14 protein-coding genes are annotated in these 11,665 nt (G+C 74.3%); 12 read left to right on the forward strand and 2 right to left on the reverse strand.

Translation table 11 applies throughout. From position 1 onward, the window contains the following. Window positions 1–7 precede the first annotated feature (7 nt). The 11 genes from rpsP (at window position 8) to dprA (ending at window position 8,231) form a co-directional block, all read left to right on the forward strand. On the forward strand, window positions 8–433 hold the full coding sequence (rpsP, locus tag ACZ7LE_RS09155) for a 30S ribosomal protein S16 (protein ID WP_285105130.1): 426 nt from the start codon (window positions 8–10) through the stop codon (window positions 431–433). Continuing rightward, window positions 433–672 carry an RNA-binding protein gene (locus ACZ7LE_RS09160; RefSeq protein ID WP_020016864.1) on the forward strand — a complete coding sequence of 80 codons (240 nt, stop codon included), beginning with the start codon at window positions 433–435 and terminating at the stop codon, window positions 670–672. The genes rpsP and ACZ7LE_RS09160 overlap by 1 nt, the downstream gene beginning before the upstream one ends. 145 nt (window positions 673–817) lie before the next feature. Then, window positions 818–1,393 (forward strand): ribosome maturation factor RimM, encoded by a 576-nt coding sequence (gene rimM, locus ACZ7LE_RS09165; RefSeq protein WP_470402969.1) that lies wholly within the window; start codon window positions 818–820, stop codon window positions 1,391–1,393. 1 nt (window position 1,394) lies between these two features. Continuing rightward, window positions 1,395–2,183, forward strand: coding sequence for a tRNA (guanosine(37)-N1)-methyltransferase TrmD (gene trmD, locus ACZ7LE_RS09170; protein ID WP_470402970.1), 789 nt, complete (start codon window positions 1,395–1,397; stop codon window positions 2,181–2,183). A gap of 259 nt (window positions 2,184–2,442) precedes the next feature. Continuing rightward, window positions 2,443–2,790, forward strand: coding sequence for a 50S ribosomal protein L19 (rplS, locus tag ACZ7LE_RS09175; protein ID WP_397393247.1), 348 nt, complete (start codon window positions 2,443–2,445; stop codon window positions 2,788–2,790). A gap of 317 nt (window positions 2,791–3,107) precedes the next feature. Next, the gene (gene lepB, locus ACZ7LE_RS09180) at window positions 3,108–3,776 is read left to right on the forward strand and encodes a signal peptidase I (RefSeq protein ID WP_397393248.1); all 669 of its coding nucleotides are present in this window, start codon (window positions 3,108–3,110) and stop codon (window positions 3,774–3,776) included. Window positions 3,777–3,779: 3 nt separating this feature from the next. Continuing rightward, window positions 3,780–4,469 carry a ribonuclease HII gene (locus ACZ7LE_RS09185; RefSeq protein ID WP_470402971.1) on the forward strand — a complete coding sequence of 230 codons (690 nt, stop codon included), beginning with the start codon at window positions 3,780–3,782 and terminating at the stop codon, window positions 4,467–4,469. A 7-nt stretch (window positions 4,470–4,476) separates the two neighbouring features. Next, complete coding sequence (locus tag ACZ7LE_RS09190; RefSeq protein WP_020016858.1) at window positions 4,477–4,776, forward strand: DUF2469 domain-containing protein; 300 nt, start codon at window positions 4,477–4,479, stop codon at window positions 4,774–4,776. Window positions 4,777–4,958: 182 nt separating this feature from the next. After that, entirely contained in the window at window positions 4,959–5,405 is a 447-nt protein-coding gene (locus ACZ7LE_RS09195) for a YraN family protein (protein WP_470402972.1), read from the forward strand. Further along, window positions 5,405–6,952, forward strand: a complete 1,548-nt coding sequence (locus ACZ7LE_RS09200) for a YifB family Mg chelatase-like AAA ATPase (RefSeq protein ID WP_470403296.1) — start codon at window positions 5,405–5,407, stop codon at window positions 6,950–6,952. Before ACZ7LE_RS09195 ends, ACZ7LE_RS09200 begins: the two co-directional genes overlap by 1 nt. Then, window positions 6,945–8,231, forward strand: coding sequence for a DNA-processing protein DprA (gene dprA / locus ACZ7LE_RS09205; RefSeq protein ID WP_470402973.1), 1,287 nt, complete (start codon window positions 6,945–6,947; stop codon window positions 8,229–8,231). The genes ACZ7LE_RS09200 and dprA overlap by 8 nt, the downstream gene beginning before the upstream one ends. A gap of 155 nt (window positions 8,232–8,386) precedes the next feature. Here the strand turns inward: dprA and ACZ7LE_RS09210 are convergent, their stop codons facing one another. Next, entirely contained in the window at window positions 8,387–9,346 is a 960-nt protein-coding gene (locus ACZ7LE_RS09210; protein WP_470402974.1) for a quinone oxidoreductase family protein, read from the reverse strand. Window positions 9,347–9,499: 153 nt separating this feature from the next. On the opposite strand from ACZ7LE_RS09210, the gene ACZ7LE_RS09215 reads away from it, so the two are divergent. Continuing rightward, complete coding sequence (locus ACZ7LE_RS09215) at window positions 9,500–10,453, forward strand: tyrosine recombinase XerC (protein WP_470402975.1); 954 nt, start codon at window positions 9,500–9,502, stop codon at window positions 10,451–10,453. A 97-nt stretch (window positions 10,454–10,550) separates the two neighbouring features. Here ACZ7LE_RS09215 and ACZ7LE_RS09220 read toward each other — a convergent pair whose 3' ends face one another. Beyond that, on the reverse strand, window positions 10,551–11,303 hold the full coding sequence (locus tag ACZ7LE_RS09220) for a murein hydrolase activator EnvC family protein (RefSeq protein WP_470402976.1): 753 nt from the start codon (window positions 11,301–11,303) through the stop codon (window positions 10,551–10,553). Between the last annotated feature and the right edge of the window lie 362 nt (window positions 11,304–11,665).

Here is an 11,665-nt window from a genome sequence, read left to right on the forward strand (position 1 = left end):
CCACTTCGTGGCTGTCAAGATTCGTCTCAAGCGCCTCGGCAAGATCCGGGCCCCGTACTACCGTGTCGTCATCGCCGACTCGCGCACCAAGCGCGACGGTCGCGTGATCGAGGAGATCGGCAAGTACCACCCGACCGAGGAGCCGTCGCTCATCGAGATCAAGTCGGAGCGCGCACAGTACTGGCTCGGTGTCGGCGCGCAGCCGACCGAGCAGGTCGCCGCTCTGCTCAAGGTGACCGGTGACTGGCAGAAGTTCAAGGGCCTGCCGGGCGCCGAGGGCACCCTGCGCGTCAAGGGCGAGAAGGCCGACGCCTCCTCCGCCATCGAGGCCGTGAACGCTGACGCCGAGAAGGCCAAGGCCAAGGCTGCCGAGAAGGCTGCTGCCGCCGCCGCCGAGGCTCCGGCTGCGCCGGCCGAGGGCGACGAGGCCTGATGCTCTCGGAGGCCCTCGAGCACCTGGTGCGCGGCATCGTGGACAACCCGGACGACGTCCGCGTGTCCGCGAAGACGCTCCGCCGTGGTGACCTGCTCGAGGTCCGCGTGCACCCGGACGACCTCGGCCGAGTCATCGGTCGTGGTGGTCGCACGGCGCGCGCCCTGCGCACCGTGATCGGTGCGCTCGCCACCGAGGGCCCGGTGCGGGTCGACGTCGTGGACGTCGACCGGCGCTGAACCACCGGCATCCAGCACGACGACGAGGCCCGGTCCGAACGCGGACCGGGCCTCGCTCATTCCCCGCCAGCCGGTCGAGCGCTCCTCTGCTGGTCCTCGCTGGTCGAGCTTGTCGAGACCCCCACCTTCATCTTCGAGGAGTGACATGCAGCTGACCGTGGCTCGCGTCGGCAAGGCGCACGGGCTCAAGGGCGAGGTGGCCCTCGACCTGCGCACGGACGACCCGGAGACCCGGCTCGCGATCGGCGAGCGGCTCGAGACCGTCCCGGCGGACGCCGGTCCGCTGACGGTGACGCGGGCGCGCGAGCACCAGGGGCGGTGGCTGGTCACGTTCGCCGAGATCGCCGACCGGAACGCCGCCGAGGAACTGCGTGGCACCGAGCTCGTCGTGGAGGCGGACGTCTCCGACGAGGAGGACGCCTGGTACCCCCACGAGCTCGCGGGCCTGCGGGTCGAGCTCGCCGACGGCACCGTGGTCGGCACGGTGATCACGCTGGAGTACCAGCCGGCCCACGAGGCGCTGCTCGTCGAGGAGACCCTGCCCGACGGCGGCACGGCCCGCACCCTGGTGCCGTTCGTCCTGGCCATCGTGCCGGTGGTCGACGTCCCGGGTGGCCGTGTGGTGCTCACCCCGCCCGGCGGGCTGCTGGCCCGCGACGCGGACGCCGCCGTCGTCGACCGTGCCGACGACAGCGACGTCGTCGAGGGCGAGGACGACTGACGTGCGCGTCGACGTCGTCTCGATCTTCCCGGACTACCTGTCCGTGCTCGACCTGTCGCTCGTGGGCAAGGCGCGGCAGCGCGGCCTGCTGGACCTGCGGGTGCACGACCTGCGCGACTGGACCACCGACCGGCACCGTACCGTCGACGACACCCCGTTCGGCGGGGGAGCGGGCATGGTCATGCGCCCGGACGTGTGGGGCCAGGCGATCGACGACGTGCTGGGCGCCGCCACCGAGGGCGCGCACCTGATCGTGCCCACGCCGTCGGGCGAGGTGTTCACCCAGCGGCACGCCGAGAGCCTCGCGTCGGCCGAGCAGCTCGTGTTCGCCTGCGGGCGCTACGAGGGCATCGACGCACGCGTGGCCGAGCACTACCGGTCCGCCGGCGTCACCGTGCACGAGCTGTCGATCGGCGACTACGTGCTCAACGGCGGCGAGGTGGCCTCGCTCGTGATGATCGAGGCCGTGGCCCGGCTGATCCCCGGCATGGTCGGCAACCCGGACTCGCTGGTGGAGGAGTCGCACGGGGCCGCGGGGCTGCTGGAGTACCCCGTGTACACGAAGCCGCCGTCGTGGGCGGACCTCGAGATCCCCGAGGTGCTGCTGTCGGGGCACCACGCGAAGATCGAGCGCTGGCGCCGGGACCAGGCGCTGGAGCGGACGGCGGCGCGGCGACCGGACATGATCGCGGCCCTGGACGTGGCGGGTCTGGACAAGCACGACCTGAAGCTGCTCGCGGAGCTGGGCTGGGTGCCGGGGGCGGACGGCGATGGGCTGGAGCTGGCGTAACCCGGACGGGTTCAGGTCACACCTATTCAGGTGGTGAGAGCACACGTACGTGTCCCCTCGAACACATATGTGTGGCAGAATTGCCCGTTGGTGCGTCGCCGGTCAGGTCTCTGCCACAGGGGACGACCGGGGCGGGCAACCGCCCCCGACCGGGTCAAGCCGCACCGCCATCCACACCCTTTCGGGACCCTGACGGCCGTCCGGCCGGGGCAGGGCCCACGAGATTCGCGCCTGACCTGTGGCAGGCCCGGAGAGAACGATGCAGAAGCTCGACAACATCGGCGCAGCCTCGCTGCGGTCCGACATCCCGGCCTTCCGTGCCGGTGACACCGTCAAGGTCAACGTCAAGGTCGTCGAGGGCAACCGCTCCCGCGTCCAGGCGTTCCAGGGCGTCGTCATCTCCCGCCACGGCGGCGGCATCGGCGAGACGTTCGCCGTCCGCAAGGTCAGCTTCGGTGTGGGCGTGGAGCGCAAGTTCCCGCTGCACGCGCCGACCATCGAGTCGATCGAGGTCGTCACCCGCGGTGACGTCCGCCGCGCGAAGCTGTACTACCTGCGCGAGCTGCGCGGCAAGAAGGCGAAGATCCGCGAGAAGCGCGAGAACTGAGCGTTCTGAGCGCTCCGGCGCTCCCCTGACACCGGCCGCCGTCCTCCGTGAGCGAGGACGGCGGCCGGTGTTGTATCACGTCCGGTCTGTGCGGATATTCGGCAGGCTTGATGTTCGCCCGCCCGACCATTTCGCCGGGGGCGCTCCAAGGTGACAGAGTTAGGCTCGTGACGAGTTTCGACCGGGTGGCACCGCCCACCCCTATCGATGGGACGCCCTTGAGCGCAGAGGATCCGTGGGGAAACAGCGGGGCGCATCGTCAGGGTGGAGCCGCGCACGGTCGTGAGCCGCGCCGGCAGCAGTCGGGCGTCCTCGCGATGCTCAGGGAAGTCGGGATCATCGTCGTCAGCGCGCTGGTCCTGTCGTGGCTGATCAAGACGCTGCTGGTGCAGCCGTTCTACATCCCGAGCGCGTCCATGGAGGACACGCTGACCGAGGGTGACCGGGTCATGGCGTCGCGGCTGACGCCCGGCCCGTTCGACCTGGAGCGCGGGGACATCGTCGTCTTCGTGGACCCGGGCGACTGGCTGCCGCCGTACGTGCCGCCGGAGCGCGGCCCGGTCGGCGACGCGGCGGTCTCGTTCCTGACGACGGTCGGGCTGCTGCCGCAGGACACGGGCGACCACCTCATCAAGCGCCTGATCGGCCTGCCCGGCGACAAGGTGGTCTGCTGCGATGCCGAGGGCCGGGTGTCGGTGAACGGCGCGCCGATCGACGAGACGTACATCAAGGACGGGTCGATCCCCAGCCAGGACCCGTTCGAGGTCACCGTGCCCGACGACATGCTCTGGGTCATGGGGGACAACCGCCAGAACTCGCAGGACTCGCGGTACAACCGCGGGAAGCCGGGCGGCGGGTTCGTGCCGATCGACAACGTGGTGGGCACGGCGTTCGCGACCGTGTGGCCGCTGGACCGCCTGAACTGGCACAGCAACCCGAGCGACGTCTTCAGCGGCGTCCCGGACGCGCCTCCCGCGGAGAAGTAGGCGGTGCGCAAGGTGCCCACGCTGCGGCAGGAGAGGGCGCTCCTCGCCTCGGGCGCCCGCCTCGTGGCGGGTATGGACGAGGTGGGGCGCGGCGCTCTCGCCGGGCCCGTCAGCGTGGGCGTCGTCGTGGTCGACGCGGCCACGCGCACCGGTCCCAAGGGCGTCGCCGACTCGAAGCTGCTCACGCCCGGCGCGCGCGAGGCCATCGCGCCCGCCGTGCGGCGCTGGGCGGTGGCGTGGGGCGTGGGGCACGCGGGTCCGGCCGAGATCGACGAGCACGGGATCATCGCCGCGCTCCGGATGGCCGGCCGGCGCGCGCTGGCCCAGGTGCGGCAGGTGTGCGGCGACGTCGACGTCGTCGTGCTGGACGGCAAGCACAACTGGCTCTCCACGCCCGCGCTCGACCTGTTCGCCGCGGCGGACGCCCCCGAGGACGACGTGCCGGAGCCCGCCGTGCGGACGCTGATCAAGGCCGACATGAGCTGTACGTCCGTGGCGGCGGCGAGCGTGCTGGCCAAGGTGGAGCGCGACGCGATCCTGGTCGAGCTGGCGCAGCGGCACCCCGAGTACGCCTGGGACCAGAACAAGGGTTACAGCGCGAAGGCGCACATGGACGCCCTCGGGCTGCACGGGCCCACGCCACACCACCGCAAGTCCTGGAACCTGCCCGGAACTGCGGCGTCGGTGGGATGATGTCGTCGTGAGCGCCGAAGACCTTGAGAACTACGAGACGGAGATGGAGCTAGCGCTCTATCGCGAGTACCGCGACGTGGTGGGCCTGTTCGCCTACGTGGTGGAGACCGAACGCCGGTTCTACCTCGCCAACCAGGTGGACCTGCAGGTGCGGTCCGCGGCGGGCGAGGTGTACTTCGAGCTGCGGCTCGGCGACGCCTGGGTGTGGGACGTCTACCGCTCGGCGCGGTTCGTGAAGTCGGTGCGTGTGGTGACGTTCAAGGACGTGAACGTCGAGGAGCTGGCCAAGGCCGAGCTCGCGCTCTGACGGGTCCCGCTCTGGCGGCTCCCGCGGAGATTCCCCGTCGAGCGGCACAGACCCTCGTGACGAGGTTCCAGCGGTTCGAGCGCGACGCCGACCCTGTGGATCATCGATCCGTGCACAGGTGACCCCGCGGACGCCGTCGGGCGGTCCCCGCGTGACCAAGGCTGGTCACGGAGGTGGACGCGATGGCGAAGAAGGATGGCGTGGGCCGGTACGGCGAGCGGGTCGCGCTGCGGCACGTGGAGGCGCGCGGCTGGCAGGTGCTCGACACGAACTGGCGCGGCACGGAGGGTGAGCTCGACATCGTCGCGCTGGACGGCGACGTGCTCGTGGTGGTCGAGGTCAAGACCAGGTCGGGGCTGGGGTACGGGCATCCGGCGGAGGCGGTGACGCCGCGCAAGCTGACCCGGATCAAGCGGCTGACGGGGCAGTGGCTCACCGTCTTCCGGGAACGGCTGGCCGCTGACCGCCTCGCCGCGGCGCGGCTGCAGGAGGAGGCGCCCCCGGGCAGCCCGGTGCCGGTGCTGCCCGACGTGCGCACCCGGTTCGGCGCGATCCGCATCGACGTGGTCGCGGTGACGCTGCAGCGGCAGGGGCCCGCCGTCGTCGAGCACCTCGAGTCGGTGGCGTGATGGGGATCGCGACCACCCGGGCGGTGTCGCTCGTCGGGATGCAGGGGCACGTGGTGGAGGTGCAGGCGCACCTCGCGGCGTCGGTCCCGGGATTCACGCTGGTGGGGCTGCCCGACGCCGCGCTGAGCGAGTCCCGCGACCGGGTGCGGGCCGCGGTGACCTCCACGGGGCTGCCGTGGCCGGTCAAGAAGATCACCGTCAACCTGTCGCCCGCGTCGCTGCGCAAGCAGGGCAGCGCGTACGACCTGGCGATCGCGGTCGCTATCCTCGCGGGCACCGACGGGCCGACGTCCCCGGGGATGAGCAGGACCGGGCTGGACCGCGTGGTGCACCTGGGCGAGCTCGGCCTCGACGGGCGCGTCCAGCCGGTCCGGGGCGTGCTGCCGACCGTGGCGGCGGCCGTGGCCGCGGGCTACCCGGACGTCGTGGTGGCGGCCGGCGACGCCGACGAGGCGCGGCTCGTGCCGGGGGCGAGGGTCGTGGGGGCCACGAGCCTGGCCGAGGTGGTGGCGCTGCACGGCGGCCCGCCGGAGCTGGTGCGCGAGGTCGTCGCGGTGCGGCCGGTCCGCTCGGCGCCGGTGGCGCGGCTGCCGGGCGACCTGGCCGACGTCGTGGGTCAGGAGGAGCCGCGCAGGGCCCTGGAGGTCGCGGCCGCCGGAGGGCACCACCTGCTGCTCGTCGGGCCGCCGGGCGCCGGCAAGACGATGCTGGCCTCCCGGCTGCCGGGGATCCTGCCCGACCTGACCGACCGCGAGGCCGTCGAGGTCACCGCTGTGCACTCCGTGGCGGGCACGTTCGACCCGGGCGGAGGTCTGATCCGCCGGCCCCCGTACGAGGACCCGCACCACACGGCGACCCAGGCGGCGGTCGTGGGCGGCGGGTCGGGCATCCCGCGGCCGGGGGCGGTGTCGCTGGCGCACCGCGGGATCCTCTTCCTCGACGAAGCCCCCGAGTTCGGCGCCCGGGTGCTGGAGACGCTCCGGCAGCCGCTGGAGCAGGGCGAGCTGGTGATCCACCGGTCGGGCGGCTCGGCGCGCTATCCGGCGCGGTTCCAGCTCGTTCTCGCGGCCAACCCGTGCCCCTGCGGGCTGGCCATCGGCAAGGGCCTGGACTGCTCCTGCTCGCCGACCACCCGGCGCCGGTACTTCGCACGGCTCTCCGGGCCGCTGCTGGACCGGGTGGACGTGCAGGTCGAGGTGCAGCCGGTGGACCGCGTCGAGCGGCTGGAGGGCACGTCCGAGCCGACGTCGGTGGTGGCCGCCCGGGTGCTGGCCGCGCGGCAGGCCGCCCGCGCCCGGTTGTCCGACACGCCCTGGTCCACCAACGCGGAGATGCCCGGGCGGTTCCTGCGTGATCTGCTCCGGCCGCACCCCGGTCTGCTCACGCCGATCGAGCGGGCGATGACCGCCGGGCGGCTGAGCCTGCGCGGCGTGGACCGGGTGCTGCGGATCGCCTGGACCATCGCCGACCTCGCCGGGCGCGACGCGCCCACGGTGTTCGACGTCGGGAATGCGCTGCTGCTGCGCACGGGAGGCGACCATGGCTGAGGCGCTCTTCGAACTGCCCCGTGCACGGCTCCGGTTCGACCCGGCGGACCCGGTGCTGGCGCGCGCCGCGTGGAGCCGCATCGCCGAGCCGGGCGACCCGGTGGCCGGCGCGCTGGTCGAGCAGCTCGGCCCCGTGGACGCGCTCGACTGGCTGCTCGACGCCGCCCGGGCGCCCGACCGGGCCGGTGCCGTCCTGCGGCGGATCGGCGGGATGTCGGCCGCGGTCCAGGCCCCGGGTGGGCGCGCCGACGCCCCCGGCCACGTGCTCGGGGAGGTCGCCGAGGGGCCGGACGCGTCCGGGGCCCGGACAGCAGGGCTGGTGGTTGCCGCGGTGCGGCGCTGGACGCCCCGGCTCGACCGGCTCGATCCCGAGGGCGAGCTCGTCGTGCTCGGCCGGTACGACGGCACGTTCCTGACGCCGGACCACCCGGGCTGGCCCCTGTCGTTCGCGGGGCTCGGTGCCACCGCGCCCCTGGCGCTGTGGGTGCGGGGCGATGCCGACCTGGCCGGGCTGGCGGCGCGCTCGGTGTCGCTGGTGGGCTCGCGCGCCTGCACCGGCTACGGCGTCCGCGTGACGCGGGACCTGGCGTGCGGGCTGGCCGACCGGGGGTTCACCGTGGTCTCCGGCGGCGCCCACGGGATCGACGCGGAGGCGCACCGGGGCGCCCTGGTCTCCGGGGCGCGGACGGTGGCGTTCCTCGCGGGCGGGGTCGACCGGCTCTACCCCGCGGCCAACACGGACCTGCTCCGGCGCGCGGCGGACCAGGGCGCCCTGGTGAGCGAGGTGCCGCCGGGTTCCGTGCCGGGCAAGCAGCGGTTCCTCCAGCGCAACCGGCTGATCGCCGCGTTCACGGCGGGGACAGTGGTGGTCGAGGCCGCGCTGCGTTCCGGCGCGCTGTCCACGGCCAACCACGCCGCGAAGCTCCTGCGTCCGCTCGGCGCGGTGCCGGGGCCGGTCACGTCGATGGCGTCCGGCGGTTGCCACGAGCTGCTTCGCCGGGGCGCGGCCGTCTGCATCACGGACGCGGCGGAGGCCGCCGAGCTGGTCGGCGACCTCGGTGAGACCGCACCGCCTCGCCGCGGCGAGACCCGGCCGGGCGACGACCTCGACGCGGCGGGCAAGGCGGTGCTCGACGCCCTGCCCGTGCGCAAGCCGGCCCACGCACGGTCGATCGCCCGCACCGCCGGGATCGCGCTCGCCGACACGACCGGGGCGCTCGGGCTGCTGGAGCTGATGGGGCTGGCCGAGCAGCAGGACGGAGGCTGGCGCAGGCGGTGAGCCGGCCAGGGCAGGCGGTGAGCCGGCCGGGGCCTGGCTCAACACGGCCCGGCCCGGCCCGGCCCGGCCCGGCCCGGCCCGGCCCGGCCCGGCCCGGTCCGGTCCGGTCCGGTCCTGTCCGGCCGCCGGGACCGGGCCGGCGCCCGGTTGGTCGGTCAGACGGTCGGGTCGAGCAGGAGCTTGCCGACGGTGCCTCGCGAGCGCAGGGCCTCGTGCGCGCCGCGTGCGTCGGACAGCGGGTACTCGCCGCCCGAGACGGCACGGATCTGGCCGCTGCGGGCGAGGTCGAACAGCTCGGACAGTGCCCGGGCGTAGAGGTTGCCGGGCAGCCGGAAGACGTGCGGCAGCCACATGCCCGCGACCGTGCTGCTGTGGCCGAGCAGGTTGCGCAGCTCGACGGGCTTGGGCTGCTCGCGCCCCGCCATGCCGTAGAAGACGAGCCGGCCGAAGGGCGCGAGCGTGGCCATGCTCTGGTCGGTCGTGGTGCCGCCGACCATGTCGAGCACGATGTCGACGCGCCCTCCGTTGGCGTCGAGCAGCGCCGTCCGCAGGTCGTCGGCGCGGGAGTCGACGGCGACGTCCGCGCCGAGGCCGAGGGCCAGCATGCGCTTGTCGGTCGTGCTCGCCGTGGCGACGACCCGGCCGGCGCCCCCGGCCTTCGCGAGCTGCACGGCGATCGTGCCGACACCGCCCGCGGCCGCGTGCACCACCACGGACTCGCCCGGCTCGAGGTGCGCGTTCTTGCGCAGCAGGATCCAGGCGGTCGTGCCCTGCACCAGCATGGAGAGCGCCGTGAGGTCGTCGACGTCGTCCGGCACGGGGAAGGTCATCGCCGCGTCGGCGACCGCTCGTTCGGCGTACCCGCCCCCGCCGGTCAGCAGTGCGGCGACCCGCCGCCCGTCCGGCGTGCGTCCGACGACTTCGCTCCCGGGGACGAACGGCAGCCGGGTCGGCGTCTGGTAGGAGTTCTCGACCTGGTGCGTGTCGGCGTAGTTCACGCCGATGCGCGACACCTCGATCAGCACCTGCCCCGGTCCTGCGCTCGGCTCCGGCACCTCGAGGGGCCGCAGCACCTCGGGCCCACCGAACTCGGTCACCTGTACGGCACGCATCATCGCGGTCCTCCTGCACTCGTCCGGTGGGAGCCTGTCCGACCGGACAGTCCGACCCGACAGTCTGGCAGAGCGGCCCGGGGCGGCGACGCACCGGACCGCGCAACGCGGCGCGCCTGCTTCACCCCGTGGCGGTCCGGCTGCACACTGGCAAACGTGGACCTTACCGACCTGTCCGGCTTGCCTCGGCTGCCCGAGCAGTTGTCCGACGCCGTGTCCCGCTTCGCCGGCTACCTCCACGCGCAGCGCGGGCACTCCGCCCACACGCGGCGTGCCTACGTGGCGGACGTGACCGACCTGCTGCGGTACGCGATGCGGCACGGGAGCACGAGCCTCGACGAGATCGACCTGACGCTGCTTCGCGGGTGGCTCGCGTCGCAGTCCGACCGCGGGCTCGCGCGTTCCACGCTCGCCCGCCGCGGCGCCTCGGCCCGGGCGTTCCTGCGCTGGGCGCACCGCGCCGGGCTCGTGCCCGTCGACCCGTCGGCGCGGCTCGCGAGCCCCAAGGTGCCGCGGACGCTACCCACGGTGCTCGACGTGGACGCCGCCGGCCGGCTGCTCGACGGCGCCCGGGCCGCCGCGGACGAGGCCGACGAGGCGTCCCGCCCCGCGGCCCTGCGCTCCTGGGTCGCCGCGGAACTGCTGTACGGCGCGGGTATCCGCGTGGGTGAGCTGGTCTCGGTCGACGTCGGGCACGTGGACGCGCGCGACCGGCTCGTACGGGTGCTCGGCAAGGGTGGCAAGGAGCGGGTCGTCCCGTTCGGGATCCCCGCCGCGCGGTCCGTCGACGCGTGGCTGACCGACGGCCGGCCCGCGTTCATGACCGCCGCCACGGGTGACGCCTTCCTCGTGGGGGAGCGTGGTGGACGCTGGGGTCAGCGCCAGGTGCGCGAGGCCGTGCACCGGCTCGCGGCCCAGGCCGGCGTCGACGACGTCGCGCCCCACGCGCTGCGGCACTCCGCCGCGACGCACCTGCTGCAGGGCGGCTCCGACCTGCGTGCCGTGCAGGAGGTGCTGGGCCACGCGAACCTCGCGACCACCCAGCGCTACACCCACGTGGACGCCGAGCGGCTGCGCAGCGTCTACGCCCAGGCCTTCCCGCGCGCCTGAGCGGCGGGTGGTGCGCGTCGCCCCGCGGAGCCTCGGGTCAGCGCCGGCGCGCGGTCGGCCGGCGCGCGGTGCTGCTGTCGGCGCCCGGACCTGAGGTTCAGCGGTCCGGCAGCAGCACGATCGGCGGACGGTCCAGCAGGGACAGCGGATCGATGTAGCGCTCGCCCCGCCGCACGCCCCAGTGCACGCAGGACCGGGGCGCGCAGTGGTTCGGCGCCGCGCCGTGGTTGGTGCCGTCCGTGCCCGGCTCGTCCGTGCCCGGGCTCCCCTCGACGACGCCGACCGCCGTCCCCGCGGCGACCGCGGTGCCGACCGGCACGGACGCAGCCACCGGCTCCAGGCTGCTGCGCAGACCGTCCGCGTGCGTGACCACGATGACCCCGCGCCGCGCCACCTGCCCCGCGAACGTCACCACGCCCGGACCGGGGGAGAGCACCCGCGCGCCGGCCGCGGCGGCCAGGTCGACGCCACGGTGTCCCGCGCCCCATTCCTCCGCGGGCGGGTCGAACAGCCGCTCCACGCCGGCCGGCGGGTCCACGCCCGCGACGGGCGGCACGTAGCCGGTACCTACGGCGCGGGCATCCGCGCCGCCGCCCCACCCGCCGCCCCACCCGCCACCCGACCCGTCGCCCGGCGGGCCGTCAGCCCCAGCGGCCCCGGGTCGGGCGTCGACACCCAGCCGGACGGCGACGTCCGGCCCGGAGCGCAGGGCGGCGGCCGGCGGAGCCGGCACGAGAGCGGTGAGCACGAGCGCGGCCAGCACGAGGGTGAGCAGCGTGGTCAGGACCGCGGCGACCGTCCGGCGGTGGGCCGCACGGCGGGGAGCATGAGCAGAGCGAGGCGTCGTCATGCCTCGAGCATCGCCCCGCGATCCCGACGGCGTCGGCGACGAACAGCCCGCCTGTGCACGAACCCGTCCCGGACCCTCCTGTGGTCGCGCTCGTTCCCCGTCGCCACCGTCACAAGGGTCTCGCGGGCGCTGTCACGAGCTGCGGAGAACGACCCGAGGAACGACCCGGGGAACGGCCGGGGAGCCGCCCGGAGGAGCGTCCGCGAGGGAGCGTGCGACGTCACAGCCGGGGCCCCTCGTGCGGGTCCTCGCCGCGGGGGCCGGTCGGGTAGACTTCAACCCGCGACCGGCATGTGCTGCCCGTCCGGCAGGCGTCCAGCTCGGCTGACTGCTTGCCTGGCAGGGAGAACACCTGGTCGACA

The organism is Promicromonospora sp. NPDC110617 (assembly GCF_055598465.1).

Coding starts and splice junctions, on each gene's coding strand:
- ACZ7LE_RS09160 (WP_020016864.1), top strand. CDS start 433: ATGCTCTCGGAGGCCCTCGAGCACCTGGTGCGCGGCATCGTGGACAAC.
- rimM (WP_470402969.1), top strand. CDS start 818: ATGCAGCTGACCGTGGCTCGCGTCGGCAAGGCGCACGGGCTCAAGGGC.
- rplS (WP_397393247.1), top strand. CDS start 2,443: ATGCAGAAGCTCGACAACATCGGCGCAGCCTCGCTGCGGTCCGACATC.
- lepB (WP_397393248.1), top strand. CDS start 3,108: ATGCTCAGGGAAGTCGGGATCATCGTCGTCAGCGCGCTGGTCCTGTCG.
- ACZ7LE_RS09195 (WP_470402972.1), top strand. CDS start 4,959: ATGGCGAAGAAGGATGGCGTGGGCCGGTACGGCGAGCGGGTCGCGCTG.
- ACZ7LE_RS09200 (WP_470403296.1), top strand. CDS start 5,405: ATGGGGATCGCGACCACCCGGGCGGTGTCGCTCGTCGGGATGCAGGGG.
- dprA (WP_470402973.1), top strand. CDS start 6,945: ATGGCTGAGGCGCTCTTCGAACTGCCCCGTGCACGGCTCCGGTTCGAC.
- ACZ7LE_RS09210 (WP_470402974.1), bottom strand. CDS start 9,346: ATGATGCGTGCCGTACAGGTGACCGAGTTCGGTGGGCCCGAGGTGCTG.
- ACZ7LE_RS09220 (WP_470402976.1), bottom strand. CDS start 11,303: ATGACGACGCCTCGCTCTGCTCATGCTCCCCGCCGTGCGGCCCACCGC.